This is a genomic window from Halegenticoccus tardaugens (assembly GCF_004116405.1).
Classification (GTDB): Archaea; Halobacteriota; Halobacteria; order Halobacteriales; family Haloferacaceae; genus Halegenticoccus; species Halegenticoccus tardaugens.
In genome coordinates this window covers 268,312-294,043 of sequence record NZ_SDIC01000004.1, presented here as the reverse complement: position 1 = coordinate 294,043, position 25,732 = coordinate 268,312, and the positions used below count along the sequence as shown (strand labels likewise).

Annotated in this window: 29 protein-coding genes; 11 read left to right on the top strand and 18 right to left on the bottom strand. The window is 70.1% G+C overall.

Annotation, left to right across the window (positions count from 1 at the left end; all coding sequences use genetic code 11):
* From meaB to C3L37_RS12415, 3 genes are all read right to left on the bottom strand, one after another.
* On the bottom strand, window positions 1-1,077 hold the full coding sequence (gene meaB, locus C3L37_RS12425; RefSeq protein ID WP_129114930.1) for a methylmalonyl Co-A mutase-associated GTPase MeaB: 1,077 nt from the start codon (window positions 1,075-1,077) through the stop codon (window positions 1-3).
* Window positions 1,074-1,493 (bottom strand): cobalamin B12-binding domain-containing protein, encoded by a 420-nt coding sequence (locus C3L37_RS12420; RefSeq protein ID WP_129114929.1) that lies wholly within the window; start codon window positions 1,491-1,493, stop codon window positions 1,074-1,076. Before C3L37_RS12420 ends, meaB begins: the two co-directional genes overlap by 4 nt.
* Before the next feature lie 70 nt (window positions 1,494-1,563).
* On the bottom strand, window positions 1,564-3,372 hold the full coding sequence (locus tag C3L37_RS12415; RefSeq protein WP_129114928.1) for a S9 family peptidase: 1,809 nt from the start codon (window positions 3,370-3,372) through the stop codon (window positions 1,564-1,566).
* Window positions 3,373-3,572: 200 nt separating this feature from the next.
* Here C3L37_RS12415 and C3L37_RS12410 point away from each other — a divergent pair, with 200 nt between their 5' ends.
* Entirely contained in the window at window positions 3,573-4,628 is a 1,056-nt protein-coding gene (locus C3L37_RS12410) for a glycosyltransferase (protein WP_129114927.1), read from the top strand.
* Window positions 4,629-4,659: 31 nt separating this feature from the next.
* Here the strand turns inward: C3L37_RS12410 and C3L37_RS12405 are convergent, their stop codons facing one another.
* Window positions 4,660-5,043, bottom strand: coding sequence for a hypothetical protein (locus C3L37_RS12405; RefSeq protein WP_129114926.1), 384 nt, complete (start codon window positions 5,041-5,043; stop codon window positions 4,660-4,662).
* A 516-nt stretch (window positions 5,044-5,559) separates the two neighbouring features.
* Window positions 5,560-6,255, bottom strand: coding sequence for a plastocyanin/azurin family copper-binding protein (locus C3L37_RS12400; RefSeq protein ID WP_129114925.1), 696 nt, complete (start codon window positions 6,253-6,255; stop codon window positions 5,560-5,562).
* A 250-nt stretch (window positions 6,256-6,505) separates the two neighbouring features.
* Here C3L37_RS12400 and C3L37_RS12395 point away from each other — a divergent pair, with 250 nt between their 5' ends.
* Entirely contained in the window at window positions 6,506-6,775 is a 270-nt protein-coding gene (locus C3L37_RS12395; RefSeq protein ID WP_129114924.1) for an MTH865 family protein, read from the top strand.
* Window positions 6,776-6,816: 41 nt separating this feature from the next.
* Window positions 6,817-7,413, top strand: coding sequence for a J domain-containing protein (locus tag C3L37_RS12390; RefSeq protein ID WP_129114923.1), 597 nt, complete (start codon window positions 6,817-6,819; stop codon window positions 7,411-7,413).
* Window positions 7,414-7,438: 25 nt separating this feature from the next.
* Here C3L37_RS12390 and C3L37_RS12385 read toward each other — a convergent pair whose 3' ends face one another.
* On the bottom strand, window positions 7,439-8,218 hold the full coding sequence (locus C3L37_RS12385) for a DUF7839 domain-containing protein (protein WP_129114922.1): 780 nt from the start codon (window positions 8,216-8,218) through the stop codon (window positions 7,439-7,441).
* An 81-nt stretch (window positions 8,219-8,299) separates the two neighbouring features.
* Here C3L37_RS12385 and C3L37_RS12380 point away from each other — a divergent pair, with 81 nt between their 5' ends.
* On the top strand, window positions 8,300-8,995 hold the full coding sequence (locus C3L37_RS12380; protein ID WP_228546221.1) for a metallophosphoesterase: 696 nt from the start codon (window positions 8,300-8,302) through the stop codon (window positions 8,993-8,995).
* 30 nt (window positions 8,996-9,025) lie between these two features.
* Here C3L37_RS12380 and C3L37_RS12375 read toward each other — a convergent pair whose 3' ends face one another.
* Together C3L37_RS12375 and C3L37_RS12370 are read right to left on the bottom strand one after the other, a co-directional pair.
* A complete protein-coding gene (locus C3L37_RS12375; protein WP_129114921.1) occupies window positions 9,026-9,841 on the bottom strand; it encodes an iron-sulfur cluster assembly protein in 816 nt (271 codons plus the stop codon).
* Between the two features lie 3 nt (window positions 9,842-9,844).
* On the bottom strand, window positions 9,845-10,897 hold the full coding sequence (locus tag C3L37_RS12370; protein ID WP_129114920.1) for an amidohydrolase family protein: 1,053 nt from the start codon (window positions 10,895-10,897) through the stop codon (window positions 9,845-9,847).
* Window positions 10,898-11,055: 158 nt separating this feature from the next.
* Here C3L37_RS12370 and C3L37_RS12365 point away from each other — a divergent pair, with 158 nt between their 5' ends.
* Window positions 11,056-12,096 (top strand): NAD(P)-dependent alcohol dehydrogenase, encoded by a 1,041-nt coding sequence (locus C3L37_RS12365; RefSeq protein WP_129114919.1) that lies wholly within the window; start codon window positions 11,056-11,058, stop codon window positions 12,094-12,096.
* Window positions 12,097-12,103: 7 nt separating this feature from the next.
* On the opposite strand, the gene C3L37_RS12360 is transcribed toward C3L37_RS12365, so the two are convergent.
* Window positions 12,104-13,381, bottom strand: a complete 1,278-nt coding sequence (locus C3L37_RS12360; protein WP_129114918.1) for an NAD(P)/FAD-dependent oxidoreductase — start codon at window positions 13,379-13,381, stop codon at window positions 12,104-12,106.
* 161 nt (window positions 13,382-13,542) lie between these two features.
* On the opposite strand from C3L37_RS12360, the gene C3L37_RS12355 reads away from it, so the two are divergent.
* From C3L37_RS12355 to C3L37_RS12345, 3 genes are all read left to right on the top strand, one after another.
* A complete protein-coding gene (locus C3L37_RS12355; RefSeq protein WP_129114917.1) occupies window positions 13,543-14,736 on the top strand; it encodes a threonine synthase in 1,194 nt (397 codons plus the stop codon).
* 121 nt (window positions 14,737-14,857) lie between these two features.
* Complete coding sequence (locus C3L37_RS12350; RefSeq protein WP_129114916.1) at window positions 14,858-15,532, top strand: metal-dependent transcriptional regulator; 675 nt, start codon at window positions 14,858-14,860, stop codon at window positions 15,530-15,532.
* 124 nt (window positions 15,533-15,656) lie between these two features.
* Entirely contained in the window at window positions 15,657-16,352 is a 696-nt protein-coding gene (locus C3L37_RS12345) for a LysE family translocator (RefSeq protein ID WP_129115264.1), read from the top strand.
* A gap of 54 nt (window positions 16,353-16,406) precedes the next feature.
* Here the strand turns inward: C3L37_RS12345 and C3L37_RS12340 are convergent, their stop codons facing one another.
* Window positions 16,407-17,285, bottom strand: a complete 879-nt coding sequence (locus C3L37_RS12340) for an alpha/beta hydrolase (RefSeq protein ID WP_129115263.1) — start codon at window positions 17,283-17,285, stop codon at window positions 16,407-16,409.
* 324 nt (window positions 17,286-17,609) lie between these two features.
* Here C3L37_RS12340 and C3L37_RS12335 point away from each other — a divergent pair, with 324 nt between their 5' ends.
* The gene (locus C3L37_RS12335) at window positions 17,610-18,662 is read left to right on the top strand and encodes an NAD(P)-dependent glycerol-1-phosphate dehydrogenase (RefSeq protein ID WP_129114915.1); all 1,053 of its coding nucleotides are present in this window, start codon (window positions 17,610-17,612) and stop codon (window positions 18,660-18,662) included.
* A 169-nt stretch (window positions 18,663-18,831) separates the two neighbouring features.
* A complete protein-coding gene (locus tag C3L37_RS12330; protein WP_129114914.1) occupies window positions 18,832-19,449 on the top strand; it encodes a DUF420 domain-containing protein in 618 nt (205 codons plus the stop codon).
* A 98-nt stretch (window positions 19,450-19,547) separates the two neighbouring features.
* On the opposite strand, the gene C3L37_RS24370 is transcribed toward C3L37_RS12330, so the two are convergent.
* The 7 genes from C3L37_RS24370 to C3L37_RS12300 all read right to left on the bottom strand — a co-directional run bounded on the left by C3L37_RS24370 (window position 19,548) and on the right by C3L37_RS12300 (window position 22,820).
* Window positions 19,548-19,718 carry a hypothetical protein gene (locus tag C3L37_RS24370; RefSeq protein ID WP_164974745.1) on the bottom strand — a complete coding sequence of 57 codons (171 nt, stop codon included), beginning with the start codon at window positions 19,716-19,718 and terminating at the stop codon, window positions 19,548-19,550.
* Window positions 19,719-19,828: 110 nt separating this feature from the next.
* Window positions 19,829-20,584, bottom strand: a complete 756-nt coding sequence (locus C3L37_RS12325) for a proteasome assembly chaperone family protein (RefSeq protein WP_129114913.1) — start codon at window positions 20,582-20,584, stop codon at window positions 19,829-19,831.
* Window positions 20,585-20,671: 87 nt separating this feature from the next.
* The gene (locus C3L37_RS12320) at window positions 20,672-20,857 is read right to left on the bottom strand and encodes an RNA-protein complex protein Nop10 (protein WP_129114912.1); all 186 of its coding nucleotides are present in this window, start codon (window positions 20,855-20,857) and stop codon (window positions 20,672-20,674) included.
* Window positions 20,858-20,861: 4 nt separating this feature from the next.
* Window positions 20,862-21,662 (bottom strand): translation initiation factor IF-2 subunit alpha, encoded by an 801-nt coding sequence (locus C3L37_RS12315; RefSeq protein ID WP_129114911.1) that lies wholly within the window; start codon window positions 21,660-21,662, stop codon window positions 20,862-20,864.
* A 15-nt stretch (window positions 21,663-21,677) separates the two neighbouring features.
* Complete coding sequence (locus C3L37_RS12310) at window positions 21,678-21,851, bottom strand: 30S ribosomal protein S27e (protein WP_129114910.1); 174 nt, start codon at window positions 21,849-21,851, stop codon at window positions 21,678-21,680.
* Between the two features lie 4 nt (window positions 21,852-21,855).
* Window positions 21,856-22,140: a 50S ribosomal protein L44e gene (locus tag C3L37_RS12305; RefSeq protein ID WP_129114909.1), complete on the bottom strand. Its 285-nt coding sequence runs from the start codon at window positions 22,138-22,140 to the stop codon at window positions 21,856-21,858.
* 35 nt (window positions 22,141-22,175) lie between these two features.
* Window positions 22,176-22,820: a hypothetical protein gene (locus C3L37_RS12300; RefSeq protein ID WP_129114908.1), complete on the bottom strand. Its 645-nt coding sequence runs from the start codon at window positions 22,818-22,820 to the stop codon at window positions 22,176-22,178.
* A 98-nt stretch (window positions 22,821-22,918) separates the two neighbouring features.
* Here C3L37_RS12300 and C3L37_RS12295 point away from each other — a divergent pair, with 98 nt between their 5' ends.
* Window positions 22,919-23,185, top strand: coding sequence for an HAH_0734 family protein (locus C3L37_RS12295; protein ID WP_129114907.1), 267 nt, complete (start codon window positions 22,919-22,921; stop codon window positions 23,183-23,185).
* Window positions 23,186-23,212: 27 nt separating this feature from the next.
* Here C3L37_RS12295 and C3L37_RS12290 read toward each other — a convergent pair whose 3' ends face one another.
* Entirely contained in the window at window positions 23,213-25,714 is a 2,502-nt protein-coding gene (locus tag C3L37_RS12290; protein ID WP_129114906.1) for a DUF2298 domain-containing protein, read from the bottom strand.
* Between the last annotated feature and the right edge of the window lie 18 nt (window positions 25,715-25,732).

Here is a 25,732-nt window from a genome sequence, read left to right as displayed (position 1 = left end):
CTACCCGTCGCCCTCGACGCACTCGCGCAGCGGTTCGACGATCTCGTCCGCGACCGCGTAGGGGTCCGTCTCGCGCTCGCTGACCGCCTCGGCGAGCGCGTCGATCCCCCCGCGGCGGTCGAGTTCGCGCTCTAAGACCGCCGCGGCGTCGGCGCGGAGTAACTGGCGGATCTCCTCCGCGTGCCGCGTCCGCGTCTTCTCGACCAGCGCGCCGGACGACTCCAGGTACTCGCGGTGGGCCGAGAGCGCCTCGGCGAACGCGTCGACGCCCTCGCCCGACGTCGCGACCGTCTCGACGACCGTCGGCGTCCAGCCGTCGCCGTCCTCCTCGTCGGCCGCCGCCTCGGCGTCGGTCCCGGCTTGGGTGTCGCCCGGTTCCGCGACGCCGTGGTGGCCGGCGTCGAGGTTCGCGCGCGGGTTCTCGCGCAGGTGGATCATCTCCTCCAGTTCGCTCACGGTCCGGTCCGCGCCGTCCATGTCTGCCTTGTTGACGACGAACACGTCGCCGATCTCCAGGATTCCCGCCTTCAGCATCTGCACGTCGTCGCCGCTGCCCGGTTGGACGAGCACCGCGACCGTGTCGGCGGTGCGGACGACGTCGACCTCGTTCTGCCCCGCGCCGACCGTCTCCACGAGGACCTTGTCCTTTCCGAACGCGTCGAGCGCCCGCACGGCGTCCGTGGTCGCGGTCGAGAGCCCGCCGAGGGTGCCGCGCGCGCTCATCGAGCGGAAGAACACGTCCATGTCGCCGACGTTCGAGGCCATCCTGATGCGGTCGCCGAGGACGGCCCCGCCGGTGAAGGGCGACGAGGGATCGACGCCGATCACGCCGACCGTGAGACCGGCGTCGCGGTACGTGCGGGCGAGTTTGTCCACGAGCGTCGACTTGCCCGCACCGGGGCTTCCGGTGATCCCGACGACGTCGGCTCCGCCGGTGTGGGGGTGCAGCGCCGAGACGAGTTCCCGGTACCCCCGCGAGCGGTTTTCGATCTTGGTGATGGCGCGGGCGAGCGCGCGGTGTTCGCCGTCGAGGAGCCGCGCTACGAGGTCGCCGTCGGCCTCCTCCGCCCGACTCATCGTCGCTCCGGGGCGTTCTTCCGGACGAACTCGATGGTCTCCTTCATCGGCGTCCCCGGTCCGAACACCTCGGCGACGCCCATCTCTTTTAATTTCTCGCGGTCGTCGTCCGGGATGATCCCGCCGACGATGATGAGCGTGTCGTCGAAGGCGTCGTACTCCTTCAGCCCCTCGACGATCTTCGGGACGAGCGTGTTGTGCGCCCCCGAGAGGATGGAGATGCCGAGCACGTCCGCGTCCTCCTGCACCGTCGCCTGCACGATCTCCTCCGGCGCCCTGTGGAGCCCGGAGTAGATGACCTCGAACCCGGCGTCGCGGAACGCCCGGGCGATGACGTGCGCACCCCTGTCGTGTCCGTCGAGTCCGACCTTCGCGACGAGACACCGGATCGATCGCGGTTCCTGGTCTGCGCTCATACGCGATGGATTCGCCGTGCGTCGGTTTGACTCTAACGGAAGTTCCTGATGGATAGCGCGGGTTGCTCCCTCAGACGTGCTCGTCGAGGAAGTCCACGATGGCGGAGTACGCCTCGATGCGGTTTTCGAGCTTCGCGAAGCCGTGACCCTCGTCCTCGAAGATCAGCTTCCGGACGGGGACGCCCTGTTCGCGGGCCCGCTCGACGATCTGCTCCGCCTCGCCGACGGGCACGCGCGGGTCGTTCTCCCCGTGGAGGACGAAGAGTGGCGCGCGGATCCGCTCGACGTTGTTGATCGGGCTGATCGATTCGAGGAACCCCCTGTCGTCGGCGAGCGACCCGTACTCGGCCTCGCGGAGTTCGCGCCGCCAGTCGCCCGTGTTTTCGAGGAACGTCACGAAGTTGGCGATGCCGACGATGTCGATCCCGGCGGCCCAGCGGTCCGGATACTCGGTCAGCGCCGAGAGGACCATGAAGCCGCCGTAGGAGCCGCCCATCGCGACGATCCGGTCGGGGTCGACGGCCGGGTGGTCGGCGAGCCACTCGACGGCGGCCTCGACGTCGGCCACCGCGTCGAGCCGCTTTTCCACGTCGTCGAGGTGGCCGTACGCCTTGCCGTAGCCCGCCGACCCGCGGACGTTCGGCTCGAACACCGCGTACCCGCGCCCGACGAAGTACTGCGTGACCGGGCCGAACGAGGGTCGACGCTGCGACTCGGGGCCTCCGTGGATGTCCACGACGACCGGGGTGGTGCCCGCCCCGTCCGCCGCGTCCGGGAGCGTGAAGAACGCCGGGATATCCCGGCCGTCGAACGTCGGGTAGTGGACGAGTTCCGGCTCGACGAACGTCTCGCGGGGGATGCCCGCGGTGGCGGCGCGCGTCCACCGCTCCGCCTCGCCCGTCCGCGCGTCGACGACGTAGACGTTCGTGTTGTCGGCGCTGCCGGTGACGGTGACCGCGAACCGGTCGCCGGCCTCGTCGAAGCTGACGCCGCCCGCGACGCCCTCGGGGAGATCCGGTGCCGGAAACGGATCGATCCGATCCGGTTCGACGAGTTCGCCGACCGTCAGTTCGGTGTACCCCTCGACGTTCCGCGAGTAGACGATCCGCCGGGTGTCGGCGTCGATCGCCACGCCGTCGAGCTCCCACTCGCCGCCGTCCTCGACCGTGGCGAAGTCGCCTGACGCGAGGTCGACGCGGGCGAGTTCGAGCGTGTCGCTGCCGCGGTCCGTGACCAGGTAGATGCTCTCGCCGTCCGGTCCCCACTCCGCGCTCTGGTGGCGGACGGTCCCCTCGTGCGGCGTGACGTGATCGAGTTCTCCCGACTCGACGTCGAGGACGTACGCGTCCTGATCGAAGTTGGAGTACGCCTCGGTGACGACGAGCCGGGTGTCGTCGGGGCTCCAGCCGCCGAGCGTGAGCCAGCCGTCGCCCTCGTGGACCAGTTCCGCCTCCTCGCCGACGGCGTCGCGGTCCTGCACGTACACGTCGAAGACGGCGTTGTCCCGGCGGTTGGAGGCGAAGGCGAACCGCTCGCCGTCGTGGCTCCAGCCGCCCCAGCGGTGCTTCGCCGCCGGCGTCCGCGTGAGGTTCGTGATCTCGCCCGTGGACGCGTCGAGGCGGAACAGCTGCGCCCGCTCGTTGCCGCCCTCGTCCATCCCGAAGATCAGCTCGGATCGCTCCGGGGACCACGAGGCGAACGTGACCCGTTCGTCGTAGAAGGTGCGCTGTTCGGGCCACCGCCCCGGCCCGTCCGCCGTCCACACCTGCGGCGTGCCGGTTGTGTCCATCAGGAACGACAGCCGCTCGCCGTCGGGGGCGAACGACGCCCCGTAGGCGCTGCGGACGTTGAGGTAGCGCTCGATGTCGTACGTCGCCATGGTGTCGGTCTCCGGCGCGCGCGGCAAAACGTTTCGCGTCGAGGCGGTCGAGGCGATCGGACGGGTCCGCCGGGGCGATCGGACGGGTCCGCCGGGGCGATCGGACGGGGACCGCCGGGGGCGCTCGACCGGCGTCCGCGACGCCGCGACTCATGTCCGAAAGGCGAGGGTTTTTGTCGAACCGCTCCGACGCGGCGCGTATGCACGTCGGGTTCGTCTCGATGATCGCGTCGCCCGCACGGGAGCGGTCGGTCCGGCGGACGCGCCGCGTCGCCGAGGCGCTCTCGGCCCGCGGTCACGAGGCGACGGTGTTGTGCGCGCGGTGGTGGGACGGCGACGACCCCGAGTTCGAACGCGAGGACGTCGTCTACCGGGCGGTGACGGGGACGCCCTCGAAGCGATCGTTCGCCTCGAAGCTCCCCTTCGCGCTCCGGAAGGTCCGCCCGGACGTGATTCAGGCGGTCAACAGCCCGCCGTCGCACGTCGTCGCGGCCGGGGCTGCCGGGCGGCTCCTCCGGACGCCCCTCGTCGTCGACTGGTGGCGCGACGTCGCGAACGATCCGTCCCGGGGATACCGCCGGGCCGCGCGGTCGGCCGACGCCGTCGTCGCCCCGTCCGAGACCGTCAAGACGCGGGTGAGAGAACACGGCGCGAGCGAGGGGGACGTCCGGGTGATCCCCGAGAGCATCGACCTCTCGCTCGTGCGGGACGTGCCCGTCGACAACCGGGCGGACGTCGTCTACGCCCGCGACCTCGACGAGGACGCGAACGTCGAGAGCTTCCTCCTCGCGCTGGCCGAACTGCGCGACAGGGACTGGCGCGCGACGGTCGTCGGCGACGGATCGGAGCGCGACCGGGCCGAGCGGACCGCTCGCGACCTCCGGATCGACGACCGGGTCGAGTTCCTCGGCGACCTCCCTCCCGAGGAGCGCGTCCCGATTCTCAAGGGCGCACACGCCTTCGCGCAGACCGCGACCCGGGAGCCCTTCCCGACGGACCTGCTTCGGGCTCTCGCGTGCGGGTGCGTCGGGATCGTCGAGTACCAGGCCGGCTCCAGCGCCCACGAACTCGTCGAGGGGTGCGAGCGAGGACGGCTGGTCACGAACCCCCAGGAACTCGCGGACGAGTTGATCGCGGCGGCAGCGGTCGAGCGCGCGACGACGAACGACGCGTTCGAGGCGTTCGATCGCGAGTCGGTGCTGGAGCGGTATCTCGACTGCTACCGCGACGCTCTCGACGGCTACGGCTTCCTTTGAGACACCAACGCGCCGCGAACGAGGCTCGGACCTACTGTGACACCGAGTAGATTCGCACGACGGCGAGGAGTCCGAACGCGAGTCCAGCCCAGGAGGCGGTAGAGAGCGCGGTGAAGGCCGTGAGTTCGAGGTACGACCCCACGACGCTGACCAACCCACCGAGGCTCATGAGGCAGAAAACCCACTCGGGGACGACGCTCTGTCCCCGCGCCGCCGCCCGCTGCCAGCGGGTGCGGTCGCCTTCGTCGCGCTCCGTGAGTTCCGCCGCGAGTTCGGAGACGTGCAACTCGCCGCCCTGTTCTTTGAGTATCCGTACGATCTCCCGCTGGTAGTCGTTCTCGAGCACCGCGGGAGCCTCTGAATCCCGCGGTGATCCCTGTTCGCCGTCGGTCGCGGCGTTGTGCGAATCGATCACCGCCGCGAACACCTCCGATGGCCGCGTGTTCGACCGTGCCTGTGCCCGCGTCGTCGCCCGGAAAGGCCCGTATGACAGTTCTCGTACATACGAATCGCCATAATTTGCGTACATCGAACGAGAGCGATCCTCGACGGCCCGATACCGCAACCGCACGCGACCGACCGTTGCCCAGACGCTCGGCCGAAGCGCGTCGAGTTCCGTCTCGTCCGCCGACGGGGCGTACTCGACGTGGCCGCAAATATGTATCGGTCAGATCAAACGTTCATGAAGGTAATATATTCGAGAAACGAGCAGTTGGATTGAGTCCGAATCACTCACTATCACAGACTGGACGAAGCGAATCAACAACGGTGAACGAGAGGAAACGTGACCGCGAAGCCGCCTGTCGCGATTTTCCGAGGAGTCGCGCTTCGCCATCGCGACGACGCGTGCGCCCGCGGACAGCTCTCCCGGTTGAAAAAAGCGGGACCGCCGATGCGGCCGGTCGCCCGAACAGTGACTGTTCTGCGACCGTCACTCGGGCACGTCGTAGTCGCCGCCGTACTTGATGAAAAAGTACGCGAGCCCGAGCGTCGTCACCATCGCGAACGTCGTGGCGACGCCCAGCGACTTCGCGCTGTTGGGGACGGTCGGAACCGCCGCTCCTCCGCCACCGCCGCCGCCTCCGGCGTCCTCGGAGACCGCGATCGTTCCGACCATGCCGGCCGATTCGTGCGGCGTACAGACGTACTCGTACTCCGCTTCCTCCTCGAACGTGTGTTCGTACTCGAAGCCCGAGTTCTCGATGTTCTCGTGGCCCCAGTCGCCCTCGTTCGGCACGACGTTGTGCCCGTCCGACTCCCAGACGAACGTCACCGTCGTCCCGGGGGTGATTTCGAGGTCCTCGGGATCGAAGACGAGGTCGCCGCCGGGACCGACGATGACCTCCTCGGAGCCGCCACCGCCGCCACCGCCGCCGCCCGACTCGTTTCCACCGGACTCGTTGCCGCCGGATTCGTTTCCTGACGACTCATTTCCGGACGACTCATTTCCGGACGACTCGTTACCCCCGGATTCGTTTCCGGCCGATTCGTTACCCCCGGACTCGTTGCCGCCGGACTCGTTCCCCTCCTGTGCGGCCGCGGTCGCAGCCGCGCCGGCCGCGGCGAGCCCCACCGTCGCCGAGCGGAGGAACGTCCGGCGGGAGAAGTCCTCGTTGCCGTCAGTCATGGACGGCGGTTGGGGGCGGGCCGTAGTGAATACTTTGGTTTCCGCTCTCCGGGTTCGGGAAGCCACGCGCGTCTCCGGGGCGTCGCACTCGACCGTCAGTCCGCTCGCGCGGCGCTCTTCGCGCCCGTCTCCGCCGGACGCGTCGGCGGATTCGCGACGAGCGGCGTCGAGCGGTCGACCCGAGATAAACGCACGCGGGGTTTTCAGCGGTTCCGGAACGTTTTTGCGCCCGTTGGGAGCATGGGTAGCCATGGCAGACGAAGCGGTCGAAGCGGAACTCCGCGAGCAGCTCCTCGAAGCGTTCGGCGGGGCGGACTACCCCGTGAAAAACCAGATGGATCTCGTCCCGGCGCTGCCGAACGGTCCGGGCACGAAGTTCGAGGCCGGCGACGGCGAGGTGAGCTTCACCGCGATGGAGATGGCCGCCAAGCTGGGCAGCCACCAGAGCTTCCCGTACGACTCCGCCGAGTCCCTCGTCGACGACGTGATGGAGGGCCTCCGAGCGGAGGGGATGCTCTAGCCGGCGAGCGATTCTTTACGCTTCGACGCCTAAGAAAGCGCGTGCTGCCGGAGTGGCTCTCTTTCGTCCCTCCGTGGCTGCTCGTCGGGCTCGGTCTCGGCGCGGCGGTCACGGCCCTGTTCGCCGGCATCTTCGTCGTCGGGGACCGCCTCTATCCGACCGCGCCGATCGACGAATCGCGGCGGATCGACGGCACCGCCCGACGGCGCGCCGAGATACGGGACTACCTCTCGTCCATCGGCGAGCCGTTCGTCGAGGATCACTCGATCCACGGGCGCACGATCGCCTTCTACCTTCCGGCGCGCGACGTCGCCATCACCTTCGACGCCCACGCGTACTTTCACATCGAGCGTAGCGGCACGTACGCCGTCCTCTGCGAGCACGAGATGCCCGGCGCGGCGATCGGGAGACGCCTCCCGTTCGAGACGCCCGAGAGAGACGCCGACTTCGTCGACGCTCCCGACGCCGTCAGGGCCGCCTTCGGTCGACTCGGCCTCCCGGCGACCGCGAGCGTCGGAGACGTTCGGAGCGCCTACCGCTCGCAGGTGAAAGACGCGCACCCCGACCACGGCGGCGACAGGGAGGAGTTCCGGCGACTCCGCGAGGCGTACGCGGTCGCGAGCGACTACGCGGACTGATTCGAGCGGTCCCCCGTCGGAACGCCTACGCTTCGATCGCGTCGTACGCGACGTCGCCGTCCCGGAGCGCGTCCGTCACTCGGCCGACGGCGTCGGACGTCGCGACGACCGTCACGGACTGCCCGCGCGCCGCCGCCTCGGTCGCGATCTCCCCCGTCGCGACGGTCGCCGCCGGCTCGACGCCCGCGCGCCGCAGCGCGACGACGGCCTCGACGCCCGATGCGACGACGAGATCCGCCCCGTCGCAGGCGGTCGAGACGTCGTCGAGGTCGACCGCGCGGCTGCCCCCCGCCCGGATCGACGGCACCTGCACGACCGTCACGCGGCCGGGGTCCATCTCGATGACGCCCTCGAAGCCGGTGACGCTCACGTCCGTCCCCGCCTCGGCGTCCGTCCGCGCGACGCCGGTCGCCGGCCCGTCGGATCCGGGGGTCGCATGAAGCAGCCCGTCCTCGATCGTCAACGTGACCGTCCGACCCGCCTCGACGTCCGCCGTCGCGATGGCCGCGTCCTCCTGGACGCTTTCGAGCACGTCCTCCGTGACGTGATCTGCGTAGCGCCTGATCGCGTTCGCCTCGCGGAACAGCCAGTCGACGCCCTCCTTCGTGACGCGGTAGCGCGAGCGACCTTCCTTCTCGACGAGCCCGTCGGCCACGAGCGCGCGGATGTACTCGCTGACCGCCTGGCTGGTGACGCCGAGCGCCTCCGCGATCTCGCCCTGACTCACCGCCGGCTGGCGGTCCGCGATCTCGACGAGGATGCGAAATCGGGTCGCGGTGCGTTTGTCCTCCAGGGCTCCGTCCATGTCCGAAGGTGGCGTGGAGCCGTTAAAAGCGTGTGGACGCGCGACGGCAGTAATTTACCGCTGTGCGTCCTCTTCGGGGACGTGAGCCGGGACGACCTGACGTTCCGCGACCGGGCGGCGTTCCTCGACGGAGCGGCGACGCTCGTGGTCGCAGACGCCCACGTCGGCCGCGACGAGGCGTCGAGCGTCGAGTTCCCCCTCGGCGAGCGCTCGGACCTCGAAGATCGCCTCTCGGCGCTTCTCCGTCACTTCTCCCCCGACGAGGTGGTGTTCGCGGGCGACGTCCTCCACAGCTTCTCCGGCCTCTCCGCCGACGCCCGAGCGAGCCTACGCGGTCTCGTCGGCGCGGTCCGCGAGGCCGACGCGCGGCCGGTGCTCGTCGCCGGGAACCACGACGCGCTCCTCCGCGAGGCGTGGGACGGGCCCGTTCGCGACGAACACCGCGTCGGCGACGCCGTCGTCTGTCACGGCCACGAGGAGCCCGACGCCGAGGCGGCGCTGTACGTCGTCGGCCACGACCACCCGGCCATCGCCATCGAGGGGCGAAAGCGCCCCTGTTACCTCTACGGCGAGGGAACGTACCGCGGCGCGGACGTGCTGATGCTCCCGGCGTTCAATCGGCTGGCTGCGGGCGCGACGGTGAACGGCATGCGGACCGCGGACTTCGGGTCGCCGCTCGTCACCGACGCGGACGCGCTTCGACCGGTCGTCTACGACCGCGAGAGCCACGAGACGCTGTGGTTTCCGCCCCTCGGGACGTTCCGGCGGCTGCTCTGAACGCCGAGTCCGAGGGCCCCGGGATCCCGCTCACTCCCCGACCGACGCGGCGCGGTCGCCGTGCCGCGCCTCGTGGAGGTACGCGCAGACGCCGCCCTGCCCGTCGAGGTTCACGTGCGCCGACCGGGCGCGGCGGTGGACGAGGTCGAACTCGTCGAGGGAAATCGGTTCGCCCTCGGGGGTTCTGAAGAGCGGCCCCTCCGACTCGGCGTTCGCCCCGTCGCGGGCCTTCGAGTCCCCACCCCCGGCGACGAGCCCCGTCGCCCGCGCCTTCTCGACGTACGCCGCGAGGGGGTCGGCCGGGAACGAGACGCCGACGGCCCCGTCGCGGACGAACACCGCGCCGACGCCCGTCTCGTCGTCCAGATCGACGTCCGACGGGACGAGGTCGACGATCTGTTCGGGCGAGAGCCCCGCGTCGAGTAACGTCGAGACCGCGCGGTACTGGCGGGCGAGGCGGGCCTTCGCGTCGAGGTCGCGCCGCACGGCCGCCACGTCCCCGTCGGCGTCCGGGAACGCCTCGGCGAACGACAGATCGCCGTTTACGCCCCGGTTGATCTCCGCGTCGTGCAGGTGGTCGCGGAGTTCGACGACGGCGACGTCGACGCCGGGGAGGGCTTCGACCGACTCGCGGGCGTCGATCGCCATCATCCACGCGAACGCGGGGGAGCACCACGCGGTCGGCAGCGAGAACGCCACCCGGACCGTCGGCGGGGCGATCTCGATCTCGTCGACGTAGTCCAGTTCGACGAGAGACCGGTCGAGTTCCGGGTCGGTCACCCGGTCGAGTCGGTCGAGGACGGCCCCGCGCGTCGGCGTTTCCGGATCCTGGTTCGCGTCGGACATGGATCAGTCCGCGGCGGCCTCGCCGTCGGCGTCGCCGAGGCCGAACTCGGCGCTGACGGCGTCGTCGCGCAGTTGCCGCTTCCGTTCCTCGAGGTCGATGTCGTACAGCTCCGCGGCGTTCTCGCCCATGACCTTCTTCTTCGTCTCGTGGTCGAACTCGACGCCGTACTCCTTCCGCTGTTCGGGCGACAGCTCCGCCTCCATCACCGCCTCGATGAGCCACTCGGGCTCCCAGATGGCGTAGTCGCTGCCGAAGAGGATCCGGTCCTCGCCGAGCCAAAAGAGCAGTTCGCCCATGATCTCGCCGAACTTCTTCGGCCGGACCTCGGCGAACGGCGCGGCGACCGCGAGGCCGCCGTAGACGTTCGGCTCCTGCGCGGCGATCCAACAGAAGTCGTCCAGCCGCGGGAGGCCGACGTGCTCGACGACGAAGTTGAGGCCCGGGAACGACGTGGCCGCGTCGTCGACGTCGCTCACGTCGAACGCGTCGCGGTTGAGCGGTCGGATCGTCGGCCCCTTGTGCGGGTGGATGTTGGTGATCCCGAGCTCCGCGCACTTTTCGAGATACTCGAAGCACTCCTCCGAATCGAGCCGCCAGCCCTTCGAGTCGCCGCGCCACTCCGCCGTGTACAGCTTCACCCCCTTGACGTCGTACCGCTCCTTCTGCCGTTCGAGTTCGCGGAGGCCCGCCTCGCCGTCGCGCGGGTCGAACCGGCCGTTCAGGACGAACCGCTCCGGGTGCTCCTCGGCGAGTTCGGCGTTGCGCTCGATCGTGTTGAACCCGTTCGCGTAGAAGTCGGAGAGGTACGTCGGCTGGAAGATCGCCACGTCGACGTAGCCCTCCCCGAACACGTCCCGGACCATCCGCTCGGGCGAGTACTTCCGGTACTCTTCGAGCGTCCACCGACGCTCTTCGGGCGTGAACCCCGTGTGGTAGTCGTGAAAACACCGGATGAACTGCTCGCCGCCGTCGTGCGTGATGTTCTCCTCGCTCGCGTCCCAGAAGTGGACGTGCGAGTCGATGACGAACACGTCCTCTCCCTCGTGTCGGTACATAGCACGGTGGGGTTCGGGCGCATACATCATTATAGTTCGTTACTATCTCGCAGTCGTTCGTTGCTATCCACTCGGGAGGAAATCGACCTCCGAGTGAGTTTTTCCGCCGAGAAACGCACGCAACACCTTTGGCGCTGAGGGTGGCACGGGTTACCGTCATGCAAGCGGCCAGGCTCCACGAGTACACGGAGGACATGAGCGAGGCGCTGACCGTCGAGGAGATCGACCGACCGGAGATCGCGCGCTCCGACGGCGTGATCGTCGAGGTCGAGGGCGCGGGGTGGTGTCAGACCGACAACCACATCATCGAGGGGATGTGGACCGATTACGTCGAACAGGACCTGCCGATGACGCTCGGCCACGAGAACGCGGGCGAGGTCGTCGAGGTCGGCGACGAGGTCGACCTCGTCTCGGAGGGCGACGCGGTGATCTGTCACCCGGTGATGACCTGCGGGCGGTGTCGCTCCTGCCGCCTCGGGGAGGACATGTACTGCGAGAACCTCGACTTCCCCGGGCTGACGACCGACGGCGGGTTCGCGGAGTACCTGCCCACCGCCGAGCGGTCCGTCATCCCGCTGCCGGCGGACGTCGACGCGACGGACATCGCCCCGCACGCCGACGCCGGCATCACGGCCTACCACGCCGTCAAGAAGGCCGACCGCGAACTCAACCCGGGCGACCACGCGGTGATCATCGGCGTCGGCGGCCTCGGACACATCGGCCTGCAGTGTCTGGAGGCGATGAGCCCCGTGACGATCACCGCGATCGACCTGAAGGAGGAGGCGCGCGACCTCGCGTCGGAACTCGGCGCGCACCACACCGTCGACCCGACCTCCGAGGACGTGGCGGACGCGATCGACGGCATCACGGACGGCGTCGGCGCGCAGCAGGTGATCGACTTCGTCGGCCGCGACGAGACGACCGCGTACGGGCCGGACATCACCGCCGCCGGCGGCGACCACCACGTCGTCGGCTACGGCGGACACGTCCACGAACCGTCGCAGACGCTCGTCAACGGCGAGTTCGCGTACCGCGGGACGCTCGTCGGGAAGTACACCGAGTTGCAGGAACTGGTCGCGCTGGTCGAACGCGGCGACGTCGACCTCCGGACCACGCGCTACGGCCTCGACAAGGTGAACACCGTCGCCGAGCGCCTCGAACACGGCGAGATCGAGGGACGGGCGGTCATCACGCCCTGAAGCGGCCTCAGCGATCCGAGAGCACCGCGTCGGCGGCCCCGTGGCCGCTCTTCATCGCGCCCTGGATCGACGACCACTGCGTGTAGTCGCCGGCGAGGTACGTCCGGCCGCCGGCCGCGCGCGGGTCGGGGAGGCGGTCGTAGATCCCCGGCGGCTGGGCGAACTGCGCGAACGGGACGCGCTCCGTGTGGACGACTTCGAGCGACTCGAAGCTCCGCTCGGGGAACCACGACGCGAGCGCCGCCTTCGTCTCCGCCGCGAGCGCCCCCTCGTCCGCCTCCTGTGCCTCCTCGCCGAGGAACGTCGCGTTCAGCAGTTCGTAGTCCGGCGGGGCGTACTCGGGCGCGACGGCGGAGAGCGGGACGACCGTGTTCGGAGAGGCGTCGGTCGCGTTGAGGACGAGCCGCTTTCCGACGCCCAGCTCCGATCCGCGCGGGAGGCTGTAGTACTGCGTGACGCAGCCCCTGGCCCTCGTCGGGACGGCCTCGACGCCCGTGAGTTCCCGCGCCGCCCGCGGATCGGTCGCGACGACCGCGACGTCCGCCTCGTCGGTGCCGGTCGCCGTCGTCACCTCGACGGACGACCCGTCGTCCTCTACGGCCTCTACGGCCTCGTCGAGTCGGATCTCGGCTCCGGCCTCGCTGGCGCGCGTCGCCAGTTGCTCGGGGACGTTCCCCATCCCCTCCGCCGGAACCGCGATCCGACCCTCGCTCAGCGCGCGGAACGTGTACTCGAAGACGTGTTTCGAGGTCGAAAGCGACCGATCGAGCGTGATCCCGCCGTAGAAGGGCGCGACGAAATTCCGGACGTACTTCGCCGAGAACCCCCAGTCGCGGAGGTACTCGCGGATCGTGGCGTCCGGGCCGTGGAAGAACTCCCGCTCTTCCCTGCTGCGGACGTGCTGGCGGAGCGCGAGCGTCCGGAGTTTGTCGGTCGTCGTGATCTCCCGGGAGGCGAGCGTCTCGGGGAGCGACCCCGGGTCGCGAAGCGGGTCGGAGATGATCGATCGAGCGTCCGGGCGGGCGATGCACGCGCCCGGGTCGAACGCGCGGAGGTCGAGCGCGTCGAGGTCGAGTTCCCGCCTGACCATCGGGTAGGCCGTGAAGAGCACCTGAAAGCCGCGGTCGAGCGCGAACCCGTCCCGCCGGAGCGTTCGCACCCGCCCCCCGACCTCCTCGCGGCGTTCGTACACCGTCACGTCCGCGCCGGCGTCGGCCAGTCGACGGGCCGCAACGAGGCCGGCCAGCCCCGCGCCCGCGACGACGACGGAAGCGTCCTCGTCCATATCGCACACTTCTCCGGGGAGATATTAAGTCCCACCGGGGTTCTCGCGCGCCGAACCGTCGCGACCGGGGAGCGCGAACGGACGCGGACGCCGCCTCGCGCTCGCGAGCACGGCGTCGCGCAGACGGGAAGGCCTTAGTCGGTCGCGCCGAACCACCGCGCATGGAGACGACGGAGGCGTTCCGCGGCCTCGCCTGCGCCGCGTGCGGCGAGACGGTCGAGGGGATCGAGTCGGGGCGGTGTCCGGCCTGCGGCGGGCCGCTCGACCCGGAGTACGATGCGGCGGTCGCCGACCGAACCGCGTTCGAGGGAGCGGGAGGGGGATCGATGTGGGATACCGTCGATCTCCTGCCCTTCGCCGCGGCCGACGCGGTCTCGATCGGGGAGGGCGGGACGCCGCTCGTCGAAGCCCCGTCGCTCGCGGCCGAACTCGGCGTCGGGCGCGTGCTCGTCAAAGACGAGGGGCGAAACCCGACCGGGACCGTCCTCGACCGCGGGCTGTCGGTCGCGACGACCGCCGCGTGGGCGCTCGGCGTCGCCGACGTGGCGCTCGCCTCGCCCGGCAACGGGGCGCAGTCGGCCGCCGCCTACGCCGGGCGCGCGGGGATGGAGTCGCGCGCGTTCGTCCCCGCCCGCGCCGCCTTCTCGAACAAGGCGATGGTGAACGTCCACGGCGGCGACATGCGGGTCGTCGGTGGGCGGTACCCCGACGCGCTCGCCGCGTTCGAAGCGGAGCGCGAGGAGGGGTGGCACTCGCTCGCGGCGTTCGACACGCCGTACCGTCACGAGGGAATAAAGACCGCGGCGTACGAGATCCTCGCGGCGCTGGACTGGGCGGTCCCGGACGCGGCGGTCGTCCCGACGGGATCCGGCGAGGTGCTCGCCGGGGTCGAGAAGGGCTTCCGAGAGTGCCGGGAGCTCGGGCTGGTCGACGACGTCCCGGCGCTGTACGCCGCCCAGCCGAGCGGGTGCGCGCCCGTCGCCGCCGCGTGGGAGCGCGGCCTCGACGCGCCGGAGCCGTGGACGACGCCCGACACCATCTGCGGCGAGCTGGAGATTCCGGCCCCCGCGGGCGGCGAACTCGCGCTCTCGGCGCTCGCCGCGACCGACGGCGGGGCCGTCGCGGTCGACGACGCCGACGTCCTCGAGAGCGCGGTCGCCGTGGCTCGCGGAGAGGGAATCGAGGTGGGCGTCGCCGGCGGCGCGGCCGCCGCGGCCGCGTGGAAGCTGGCCGGCGGATCCGACGGCGAAACCGGCGAATTCGACGAGGACGCCACGATCGTCGTCCTCAACACCGAAGCGGGCGGGAAGACCCCCGACGTGCTCCGCAGTCACTTGATGGGACAGGGGATCTAGCGCCGGCGCGGTCGGGATCCGAACCGGCGGGTCGTCCCCACCGCGCCGGAGCGATCCCGCCGCGCCCGTCCGACCGATTTGACCCAGCAGATATTTGCGTTAGACGCGTCTAGAGCGACGCATGCTCAGCGACGTGATGGAGGACTACCTGAAGGCGATCTACGTCCTCCAGGCTGAGGGCGGCCCGCCCGTCTCCACCTCCGCCATCGCCGACTACCTCGGCAAGACCCCGCCGACGGTGACGAGCATGGTCGGCAAGCTCGAAGAGCGGGGGCTCGTCGAGCGCGAGAAGTACAAGGGGGTCGAACTCACGGAGGAGGGGGAGACGGTCGCGCTCGAAGTGCTCCGGCACCACCGCCTCCTCGAGGCGTACCTGACGGAGCACCTCGACTACTCGTGGGCCGAGGTGCACGACGAGGCCGACGCGCTGGAACACCACATCAGCGAGGTGTTCGAACGACGGATGGCCGACGCCCTCGACGACCCGACGGTCGACCCGCACGGCGACCCCATCCCCGGGGCCGACCTCGAACCGCTGGAGGAGGACGACTCGACCCGGCTCAGCGACCACCGCGAGGGCGACCGGGTGACCGTCGTCCGCGTCAGCGACCGCGACGAGGAAGAACTCGCCTACCTCGAAGACGCCGGCATCACCCCCGGCACCGAGTTCGAGGTCGTCGACGTGGCCCCGTTCGGCATGCTCACCGTCCGACTCGACGACGGGCGCGAACAGAGCCTTCCGGAGTCGGTCGCCGGATCGATCCGCGTCCGGCCGCCGCTCGAAGAGGTCGCCTGAGGCGGCCGACCCGAGCGGGTCGGAGTCCGCGCGTCGCGTCTCGACTCGCATCCCTTTTCACCGCGCCGGGCGCACACCGACCATGGACGGTCTCGGCCTCGTCGGTTCGCTCGCCTCCGGCGTGATCTTCGGCCTCGCGCTCGCCGCGCCGCCGGGGCCCATGAACGCCGTCATCGCGGAGGAGAGCGTCCTCCGCGGCTGGGTCGCCGGCGCGCGCGCCGGTCTCGGCGCGATGAGCGCGGACGCCGCCTTCTTCGCGCTCGCGTTCGTCGGCGTCGTCGGGTTCGTCGAGCGCGCCCCGGCGGTGCGGACGGCGATGGTCGGCCTCGGCGGTCTCCTGATGCTATACTTCGCGTGGGGGGCGGTCAGGGACGCCGGCGCGTTCGTCGGTGACGACGAGCGCCCGCGCGTCGACGCGACGGCGGTCGGACGCGGCCCGGACGGAGACGGAACGGAACGCGTCGCCACGGGCTTCCGGAAGGCGTTCGTCCTCGCGCTGACGAACCCGTACCAACTGCTGTTCTGGCTGACGATCGGCGTGGGGTTGCTCGAACCCGGGCGCGTCGACGTGCTCGCGCAGATCCCGTACGTCGGCGGCGACCTCGCGGGCGCGCTCGTCGTCGAAACCGGTAGCCCGGCGCTCGTCGTCGGCTTCTTCCTCGGGATCGGGCTCTGGGTGACCGGCTTTCCGGCCGCGCTCGTCACCGCCGGCCGCCGGGTCGACTCGTTCGCCCCCGCGGTCGCCGGGATCAGCGGCGCGGTACTCGCCGCCTTCGGCGTCTTCTTCCTCTACGACGCGTTCCGGGCGCTCCCGCTGTGAGGGCGCGGAGCGCGAGCCCGGAGTGAGCGACCCGCGGATCCGCCGATCCGCGCCTCAGGTCATGTGCGAGACGATGAGCGGTGAGATGGACGACAGGTAGCCCGAGTGATCGTCGCCGACCTCGTCGGTCACGTCGTGGTCCGCGTAGTTCCACGGCGTCTCGCGGCCCGACTCCGCGCCCGTCTGGCCGAGCGCGCGGTCGAACTCGATGGTGCTGTAGATCCACTGGAGCACGTCGTCCTCCTCGCTGTGGTAGTTGTGCGCGCGTCCGACCTCGGTGGCGATTGCGTCGAACGTTTCGGGGTTCGCGTCCGTCGGGACCTCGTTGTCCGTCGCCGCGCCGAAGGGGTGGATCGTGTCGATCCGATAGCCCCCGTCGTTCCAGTCCGGCGTGCCGTCCAGCACGCGGAGCGCGCTGAACACCACCTGCGCGCCGAGCGAGTGGCAGACGAGCCTGAGCGAGCGATCGGGGCAGTAGTACTTGAAGTCGAGCGCGAACTGCGCGAGCTTCGGCCCGTTCGCCTGCGCGATCTGCTTCGCCTCGGACCAGCCGTAGTCGGCGCCGCCGCCCTTGTCGGAGTCCCACGTGTACCCGACGACGGACCCCCCGTAGCCGGCGGCGGTCAGCTCGCGGTTCGCCTCGTCGATCTTCTCCTCCGCCGCCGTGTCGGGGTCGTCGCTCTTTTTGTCCCAGCCGTGGACGAACACCGCGAGGTCGCCGACGCACCCGACGTCGACGCCCGGGACGTTCCCCGTCGTGTCGTAGTTCGTCGCCGTGTTGCCCGCGGTGAGGTTCGCGTCGTCGTCGAAGTGTTCCCGCGTCGAGATCAACGGCACGTCCGCGGCAGCGACCGTTTCGGTCGCCGCGAGTCCCGCGAGTCCGGTGAGCGATGCGCCGGCCGCCTTGATGAACCGCCTGCGGTGGAGCTGCATGGTCGTGTCAATCGCCGGTTGTTTCACCGACGGAAGAACGAAAGATTACTCACTTAATAAAGTTAATCTATTTGTATTATATAATGGTTCGTATGCGACTGAAGGGCAACAGGCGGGCGGCGAACCGCGGGAGCGTGCGTCGCTGTAGTAGCGTCTGCAAGTCATGACACACTCGACCCATGCTGTCATACGGTCGGATGTGCATACGGGTGCAGACGCTACTGTAGAGCGCCGTCGCGTGCGACCGGATTCGTTCGGCGATCGAAACCGCGAGACGACCGGCGGACGCAAAAGGGTTTCAAACGCGGCGCGAGAGTGTCGGGTATGTTCGACAAATCGACGTGGATCAAGCTCCCGCGAAACGTCCTCGTGGGCCACGGCGTTCTCGACGACCTCGGCGAGGCCGTCGACGAGCTCTATCTCACCGGGCGACCCCTCGTCGTCACCAGCCCCACGCCGCAGCGGCTCGCCGGCGAGCAGATCGCCGCCCAGTTCGACGATCCCGCGACGGTCGTCGTCGAGACGGCGAGCTTCGCGTCGGTCGAGCGGGTCGTCGAGGCCGCCGAAGCCGAGGAGGCCGGCTTCCTTATCGGGCTCGGCGGGGGAAAGGCGGTCGACATCGCGAAGATGGCGAGCGAGGCGGTCGACGTCGGCTTCGTCTCGGTGCCGACGGCCGCGAGCCACGACGGCATCGTCTCCGGGCGGTCGTCGATCCCCGAGGGCGACACCCGCCACAGCGTCGCGGCCGACCCGCCGCTCGCCGTCGTCGCGGACACGGAGCTCCTCGCGAAGGCCCCGTGGGAGCTCACGACCGCCGGCTGCGCGGACATCATCTCCAACTACACCGCGGTCAAGGACTGGCAGCTCGCGAACCGGCTGAAGAACGTCGAGTACTCCGAGTACGCCGGCGCGCTCTCGCAGATGACCGCGGAGATGCTCGTCGAGAGCGCCGACTCGATCAGGCCGGGACTGGAGGAGTCGACGTGGCTCGTCGTGAAGGCGCTCGTCTCCTCGGGCGTGGCGATGTCCATCGCCGGCACCTCGCGGCCCGCGAGCGGCGCGGAACACCTCTTTTCGCACCAGCTCGACCGCATCGCGCCCGGCAAGGCGCTGCACGGCCACCAGGTCGGCGTCGGCTCGATCATGACCGAGTACCTCCACAGCGGCGCGAAGGGCGAGTGGCGCGACATCCGCGACGCCCTCGCGAGCATCGACGCGCCGACGACGGCCGCCGACCTCGGCGTCTCCGACGAGGAGGTGATAGAGGCGCTGACGACCGCCCACGAGATCCGCGACCGGTACACGATCCTCGGCAACGGCGTCGAGGTGGACGCCGCGTGGGAGGTCGCCGCGGTGACGGGCGTCATCGAGGGGTGAACCTGGCGGTCGGCACCGCATCGAGGATCGCGCCGGGAACGGTCGGCGAGCGTCACTCGCATCGACGTTTCGGCGGCGGCTCGACGCGCGGCCGTCTCCGCCTGGTACGGCGCTCGAAGGGGCGTCCGAAACCCGAAAGCGCATATTCACCCTTTCCTAACGGAGTGACATGGCAACCGCCAGCGTCCGCGGCCCCGTAAAGGAGCACCCGCGGGCCGTGACCGCCCTCCTCTCGATTCTCGGGTACGGCATCGTCATCGGCACCTTCCTCGGCCTCGTTCCGGGGGACCTGTATCCGGAACTCACCCTCGGGCAGGTGAACCTCCTCGCCGACGCCATCGCCGTCATCAACACGGCCGCGACGACGCTCCTCGTCGCCGGGTGGTACTGGATCCGCAACGGAGAGGTGCGAAAGCACGCCGCCGCGATGGTCGGCTCCTTCGCGCTCATCCTCGTGTTCCTCGTGCTCTACCTGACGAAGATCGGCGGCGGGGGGACGAAGGAGTTCGTCGGGCCCGAACTCGTGTACTACGCGTACCTCCTCATGCTCGCGGTCCACATCGTCCTCTCCATCGTGGCCGTGCCCGTCGTGCTGTACGCGCTCGTGCTGGGGCTGACGCACACGCCCGAGGAACTCCGGACGGAGACGCCGCACAAGCGGATCGGCCGCGTCGCCGCCGCGTCGTGGATCCTCTCTCTGTCCCTCGGCGTCGTGACGTACCTGCTCTTGAACCACGTCTACGGCTGGGAGTTCGTGGGGGCGACGATCGCGCTGCCGGTCGCGTAGTCGCGGCCGGGGAGGAGCCGCGTCGCGCGGCTCTCTGCGGCGGGTTCTCGCCGTCGAAACGACCGCCGACTTCCGGGAGGGCCCCCGACCGGAATCCGCTACACTTCCACCTCTCTGACCCGTTCTCGTGGGTAGTACACCGTCCGACCGTGGACTTTGACCTTGACCCACCCCGCGAAGACGGACACCGGAACCCCGTCGTGCGTCGTGCCGTCGGTCAGCGTGACCGCCCCCGTCGGCGACGCGTCGATTTTCTGCATCTCGGTCATGATGTGAGCCGGCCGGCGACGGGCCGCGGTCCGCGGCCGACCGGTCGGTATCGGATCGTTGGTGCCGCAAGGAGATAGCTGGCGTCGCTCGGCGGACGCGTCGGTCCCCGCTAGCCGATGTACCGCAGGTCCTCGCTCGATATCGCGCCGGCCTGCTGGTTCTGCATCTCCTGGATCTTGCCGACGACCTCCTCCATCTCCTCCGCGCGCTCTTCGAGCGAGGCGTAGTCGACGTCGAAGCCGAGAACGTCCTGCAGCACTTCGAGCACCGCTCGGGCGCTCTTTGGGTCCACGAGGTAACCGCTCGTCTCGCCCATGAGGCAGGCGACGTCGAGGCCGCGCCGCGATCCGAGCCCGAGGAGCAGACCGCTGACGCCGACGATCCCCCCGGCGGGTTCGTCCTCGCGGAACTCGACGCCCGCAGCCTCGAGGTCGGAGATCAGGTCCGGATCCGTCACCGCGCCGAGGACGTTGTACTCCTCGATGAGTTCGCCCGTCGGGACGCCGCCGAGCGCGAACGCCCGCGAGACGCCGAACCCCTCGGCGATGTCGAGGAACGCGTCGGCGAGGTGGTAGTGGCCGGCGTTGCTCTGCGCCTGGTGGTCGCCGGTGAGCACGAGGAGGTCCGTGCCCGCGACGTCCACCGCGTGGAACTCGGCGCACGTGAGCGAGGCGACGCCCTCGTCGATGGTGACCTGCGGCGGGAACTCGTCGGCGTACACGCGACGGACGAGTTCGCTCTCGAACTCCTCCAGGAGGTGTTCGGCCGCCAGGTTCCCGACGTGTCCCACTCCCGGAAGCCCTTCGATCAGCGTCGGCTCGTCGAGTTCCGGGTCCGCGAGCGCCTCGACCTCGATCTCTTCCATGCGCCATAGTCGGGGCGTGGCCGCATAAGTAAGTCACCATCCCGACGGCCGTCGCCGCGCTGCGGTGAGCGGGGGTCGGACTCGAAGCTACCGCTCCGCCGCGCGGCGCTTCTGCGCGCGGCGGTACTCGCCGTACGGGTCGTCAGGGTTGTACGGCGCGGGGGCGCTGTTTACGGCCGTCGCTCCGCAGTCCGGACAGGTAGAAGCGAGGGTGTACACCGGGCGATCGTGACGGTCGCGCCACGCGGAGCAGACCCGGATGTCCGATTTCATGCCGTTATTCGTCTTCTTCGTTGCGCTCGCGGTGGTACGCCGCGGTGCCGCCCGCGACCTCGATGGCTTCGCTGGCGCGCGCGGCGCTGGCTTCCAGCTCGGACTCGGCGGTCTTGTAGTCGGGTGCCCGGACCTTGATCCGGTACTCCGGCGATCCGACGTAGGAGATCGTCAGTTCGATCTCCTCGGGGAGGTCGCCGTTGCCCTCGGCCGCCTGTAGCGCCTCGCGGATGGCGTCGACGCCGTCCGAGGAGGGACAGCGGAGGTCGACGTAGCCGGTGACGTTGACGTAGGGGACCGACACGTTCTCGCGGGCCGTCTCGACGATGGCGCGCTTTTCCTCCGCTTCGAGATCGAGGTCCGAAAGCGCCTCCGTGCCGTGGATCGCCGCCTGCTCGAACCCGTCGTAGAGCGTGCCGTACTCCGCGAGCAGGGCGTTCGCGACCGCGCCGTACTGCTCGTCGTCGACGTCGTCGCCGAACGCGATGGCCATCCACTTGTCGGCCTTCTGCTCGTTTTTCCACTCCTGTATCTTCTCCTTGCGCTGGTGCTCGTTGACGTCCTTGATCGAGAGGTCGATCTGCTGTGACCCCTCGTCGACGCCGAGCACCTTCGCGACGACCGTCTGCCCCTCGCGGACGTGGTCGCGGACGTTCTTGATCCACCCGCTCGCGACCTCGCTTATGTGGACCAGGCCGCGCTTGTCCTCGTACTCGTCGAGGTCGATGAACACGCCGAAGTCGGCGATCTCGTCGACCTTCCCGACGACGAGATCGCCCTTGTCGGGCCAGCCACTGTACTTCATAGGTTCTCCGGGGGGTTACCGCGCCTCGACGGTTTCTGTGACTTCGCCTTCGAAGACGGCCTTGCCGCCCGTCGGGCGGGCGAGCGTCGTGCCGCAGACGGCGCAGTTGACCACCGTCGCCGCGCGGTCGAAGACGATCTGTTCGTTCTCGCAGTCGCCGCACGTGACCTTGTAGAAGTTGCCTGCCATGGATCTACTCCTGGAACTCCAGCCGGCCGGCGCGCCATCCCTCGCGCATGTGGGCCTTGCCGCACTCGCTGCAGCGGTACTTGAGGTTCGTCTTCTTCGTCGGCTTGTCCCCGCCGGGAACCTTCGAGAACTTCCCGGCGTTCCCGACGTGCGCCATCTGCCGTCGACGCTGGCGGTGCTGGACCTTCTTCATCCCCGTCGAGCGGCCCGTGCGGACCTTCTCGACTTCGTGCTCCTCGTGGTGTTTGCAGAACGGACAGTACGTGTTGAAACGGCGTGGCATCTGCATAGATATCTACCTTGTCCCGTTTTCGCCCCCGCCGGTTAAAACCCGTTTGGTTCGTCACGACCCGCGACGCGCGTCCGAACCGCCCACAGGAGGGACCGAACCGCCTCGGCGACCGCGCCGCGAGGTCGGTTCCGCCCGACGCCGAGGTACGCGCCGAGCGGTCGGTACGGATCACCCCGACGGAGGGCGAGCGCGGCGGCGACGGCGCGGTGGTTCCCGTCGGCGACGAACGGCCGAACCCACGGGCGACGGGCGAAACAGACGAGGTCGGGGAGTTCGCTTCCGCCGCCGTCTCCGCCTCCACTCGCCTCGTCCGCGAGCCGGACGATCCGCGGCACGTCGACGCCCGTCCGCTTCGCCAGCCGTCGCGGGTCGGCCGACTCGACGCGACGCGCGGCCCCGTCGACGGTTCCGTCCGGCGAGAGCGCGCCCCAGAGCGAGCGGGGCGGACCCCCGATGACCCGGAGGCGGCGGAGCTGCCCGCCCGTCAATCGCACGCGGTACCAGTCAATGGGAGCCTCCCGCCAGAGGAACGACGCCGCTCCGGGTTTCAGCCGCAGCAGCCGATCGAGGGCGCCGTCGTCGTCGAGCGACGCCGGATCGATCGAGGCGACGCCCGGCTTTCGGCTCTCGCTCGCGAGCCAGTGGTCAACGATCGTTCGCTGGGAGACCCGTCTCACGGTTGGTACTCCGTCGAGGGACGGCTTGGGTGTTTCCCGGACGCGGAGCGGTCGACCTCATCGAAGCCGTTAAGCCCGGACTGTACGAACGGCCGACCATGAAGTGTCTCATCGTCCGCGGGGATCCAGGCATCCGCAAGGGAGCCGTCATCGACTACGACGACGAGGAGCAGATCTGCTTTTCCATCCAGCGACAGGGCGACTACCACGGTCCCGAGGAGGTCCAGCTCTGGTGCACCATCGGCACCGAGGACGAGCGCGAGGCGTTCGAAAAGCGCGAGTACGTCCCGCACTGGCTCGACGTCGAAACCATCGACGCCGACGCGCTCGACGTCGTGAAGGCGCGGAGCAAGATGGCCGTCTGAGGCCCGGCACCGCTGATCCGCCGCGCGTCACGCGCTCGAATTCCCGCTACCTTCGTTTTCTCCTTCCTCCGTCCCGTTCTCTCCCTCCGGGAGTCGCTCCGCGTCGACCTCGTACACCGTCACCGCGCCGCGCTCGAAGGCCACGTCGACGCCCGGCGTCTCGCCGATCGTGATCTCGGGGTAGCGGTCGCGCTCCGCCGGCCCGACCCAGACGTACCGGACGTCGTACGCGCGGAGGACGGCGACGCGATCGCCGGTCGAACCGGTGTAGGCGGCGTCCGCGTCGGCGACGCGGTCGTAGTACGCCTCCTCGCCGCGGTACCCGACCTCATGGCCCCACCCGGCGACCGTCGGAACGCCGGTGAGGCTCGCGGCCGGGTTCGCGTCCCACGTGTACATCCCCGGCGGGTACGGGTAGCTCCCGTGGTCGGCCCCGGGGTAGCTGCTCGTCCCCGGCGCGGAGAGCATCGTCGGCTGCCCCTCCCGTTCGTCGAGCCACCTGATCGCCGCCGCCTCGTCCGGGTGGTCCGTCTCGACGAAGGCGGTCGCGGAGAGCGTCGGTTCCGCGTCGCCGTGCTGTTCGAGGTGGTCCGAGAGCGCGAGCGCGCCGTAGGGGACTGTCGACAGCACGAGCAGCGCGACGAAGGCGGCGACGGCGGGTCGCCGCAGACCGCGAGCGGCGCGGCCGGCGGAGCGGGCGGCCGTCGGGGTGCGGCCGACGGAGCGGACCGTCGCCGAAGGGCGGAGGAGTTCCGCGAGCGCCGCGCCCGCCGCCGTCCCCCAGAGCACCCAGATCTGCATGTACGTCTTGAACACGGTGTTCATCCGCAGGGGACCGGCCTGCTCTTCGACGTAGACGAACTCGACGAGCAGCACCAGCCCCGCGCCGGCGACGAGCAGAACCGTCTCGTAGCCGACGTCGCGGTCGAGGCGGAGCGCGAGCCACCCGAAGACGAGGAACGGTCCGACGAGGGCGAGGACGGCCATCCGGTGGGCCGCGGCGACGGCGACGAGCGCGAGCAGCGCGGCGAGGACCGCCCACGGGGAGCCGCCGTCCCCCCGGAGCCGGTCGGCGAGGAACGCGCCGAAGGCGAGGAGGAACGCCCCGTGGACGAGGACGAGCGGGCCGAAGGCGCTGCGCGCGTCGGGCGCGAGGAGCGCCACCTCGCGGCTCGCCCCCGCGCCGAGGAGGAACGGCAGTCCGAGCACCAGCGCGAGGCCGCCCGCGCTCGCCGCGACCGCGAGCGCGCCGGCGACCCTGAGCGCCTCCCCGCCGAGCCACGAGTCGCCCGCGCGCGCGGAGAGCCGGTCGCCGACGCCGCCCGGTAACAGCGCGAGTGGATCGGCGTCGGCGAACGCGAGCGAGAGAAAGAGGAGCCCGAAGATCGACGGGAAGCTCCACGTGTCGATCACGACCTGCAGCCCGGCGAGGACGGGGACGGCGACGAAGACGATCGCCCACCGCCGGCGGATCTCCTCCTCCGGCGTGAGGTAGTAGCTGTACGCCAGTGCCGCCCCGAGAAGGAGGAAGGGCATCCCCATCATGTGGGCGTGGAGGTCGCCGTTCAGCCACGAAAAGAGGGGGAACTCGTTGATCGTATCGGGGATGACGCGGCTCGCAAGCCAGTAGTCGAAGTCGGCGAGTTCCGCGCGGATCGCCGTCGTGGTGTACTCGGAGGTCCGCGCGGCGACGTGGTCGACGATCGACGCCTGCGGCCCGTCGGGGAGCGCGAGATACAGAAGCTGCCCGGCCGTCACCAGGTTTCCGGCGAACCCGACGAAGAAGGCCGCGAGCGCGCCGGCGAGTCGACGCGACGCGCCGCGATGCGCCGCGACGGCCCCGGCGAGGTCGTAGGCGGCCGCGACGAGCATCGCGTAGAAGCCCGCGAGCGCGAGGTTGTACGCGTACGTCGGGGCGGTCCCGGTGAGCGTCGAGAGGACGCTCGCCACCAGGTGCCCGCCGTAGTAGTAGCGAACCGGCTCGCCCGCGAACCACACGTCCTCGGGCGGGAGCGCCTCCGCGCGGGCGAGCGATTTCAGGAGCCCGAAGTCGAGGAACTTCTCGCCGCCGCCCGCGTGGACGGCCGGGTCCATCGCGCGGATCGCGACCACGAACAGGAAGGCGAGCGCGAACACCGCCGCGACCTCGGCGAGGGCGGACCGGACGCCGACCCGGCCCGCGGGGGCGACGCCGCCGTCTCCGCGGGACTCCTCGGCATCGCCGCGGACGACGGACGACCGGAGCCCGGCGGCGAGTTCGACGCGGCGAGCTCGGAGCGCCGACAGGTCGAGTCCGGCGGCGAGCGACGCCGCGAGGAGGAGCGCGACGCCGACGCCGACGGCCAGCGGGCCGAACGAGACGTGTCCGATCCAGTAGACGACGGTCGTCACGACGACGAGAGAGAGGGGGAGCGCGAAGCCGACCCCGCGGCCCGGCAGACGGGGAAACAGCCGGGCAGCGAGGGGGAGGCCGGCGACCGCGAGCGCCGCGTAGGCGAGAAGCCAGCCCACGACGAGGACGTATTCCATCTATCCGGGGAACGTGAG

Coding starts and splice junctions, on each gene's coding strand:
- meaB (WP_129114930.1), bottom strand. CDS start 1,077: ATGAGTCGGGCGGAGGAGGCCGACGGCGACCTCGTAGCGCGGCTCCTC.
- C3L37_RS12420 (WP_129114929.1), bottom strand. CDS start 1,493: ATGAGCGCAGACCAGGAACCGCGATCGATCCGGTGTCTCGTCGCGAAG.
- C3L37_RS12415 (WP_129114928.1), bottom strand. CDS start 3,372: ATGGCGACGTACGACATCGAGCGCTACCTCAACGTCCGCAGCGCCTAC.
- C3L37_RS12410 (WP_129114927.1), top strand. CDS start 3,573: ATGCACGTCGGGTTCGTCTCGATGATCGCGTCGCCCGCACGGGAGCGG.
- C3L37_RS12400 (WP_129114925.1), bottom strand. CDS start 6,255: ATGACTGACGGCAACGAGGACTTCTCCCGCCGGACGTTCCTCCGCTCG.
- C3L37_RS12395 (WP_129114924.1), top strand. CDS start 6,506: ATGGCAGACGAAGCGGTCGAAGCGGAACTCCGCGAGCAGCTCCTCGAA.
- C3L37_RS12385 (WP_129114922.1), bottom strand. CDS start 8,218: ATGGACGGAGCCCTGGAGGACAAACGCACCGCGACCCGATTTCGCATC.
- C3L37_RS12375 (WP_129114921.1), bottom strand. CDS start 9,841: ATGTCCGACGCGAACCAGGATCCGGAAACGCCGACGCGCGGGGCCGTC.
- C3L37_RS12370 (WP_129114920.1), bottom strand. CDS start 10,897: ATGTACCGACACGAGGGAGAGGACGTGTTCGTCATCGACTCGCACGTC.
- C3L37_RS12365 (WP_129114919.1), top strand. CDS start 11,056: ATGCAAGCGGCCAGGCTCCACGAGTACACGGAGGACATGAGCGAGGCG.
- C3L37_RS12360 (WP_129114918.1), bottom strand. CDS start 13,381: ATGGACGAGGACGCTTCCGTCGTCGTCGCGGGCGCGGGGCTGGCCGGC.
- C3L37_RS12355 (WP_129114917.1), top strand. CDS start 13,543: ATGGAGACGACGGAGGCGTTCCGCGGCCTCGCCTGCGCCGCGTGCGGC.
- C3L37_RS12350 (WP_129114916.1), top strand. CDS start 14,858: ATGCTCAGCGACGTGATGGAGGACTACCTGAAGGCGATCTACGTCCTC.
- C3L37_RS12340 (WP_129115263.1), bottom strand. CDS start 17,285: ATGCAGCTCCACCGCAGGCGGTTCATCAAGGCGGCCGGCGCATCGCTC.
- C3L37_RS12335 (WP_129114915.1), top strand. CDS start 17,610: ATGTTCGACAAATCGACGTGGATCAAGCTCCCGCGAAACGTCCTCGTG.
- C3L37_RS12330 (WP_129114914.1), top strand. CDS start 18,832: ATGGCAACCGCCAGCGTCCGCGGCCCCGTAAAGGAGCACCCGCGGGCC.
- C3L37_RS24370 (WP_164974745.1), bottom strand. CDS start 19,718: ATGACCGAGATGCAGAAAATCGACGCGTCGCCGACGGGGGCGGTCACG.
- C3L37_RS12325 (WP_129114913.1), bottom strand. CDS start 20,584: ATGGAAGAGATCGAGGTCGAGGCGCTCGCGGACCCGGAACTCGACGAG.
- C3L37_RS12320 (WP_129114912.1), bottom strand. CDS start 20,857: ATGAAATCGGACATCCGGGTCTGCTCCGCGTGGCGCGACCGTCACGAT.
- C3L37_RS12315 (WP_129114911.1), bottom strand. CDS start 21,662: ATGAAGTACAGTGGCTGGCCCGACAAGGGCGATCTCGTCGTCGGGAAG.
- C3L37_RS12310 (WP_129114910.1), bottom strand. CDS start 21,851: ATGGCAGGCAACTTCTACAAGGTCACGTGCGGCGACTGCGAGAACGAA.
- C3L37_RS12305 (WP_129114909.1), bottom strand. CDS start 22,140: ATGCAGATGCCACGCCGTTTCAACACGTACTGTCCGTTCTGCAAACAC.
- C3L37_RS12295 (WP_129114907.1), top strand. CDS start 22,919: ATGAAGTGTCTCATCGTCCGCGGGGATCCAGGCATCCGCAAGGGAGCC.
- C3L37_RS12290 (WP_129114906.1), bottom strand. CDS start 25,714: ATGGAATACGTCCTCGTCGTGGGCTGGCTTCTCGCCTACGCGGCGCTC.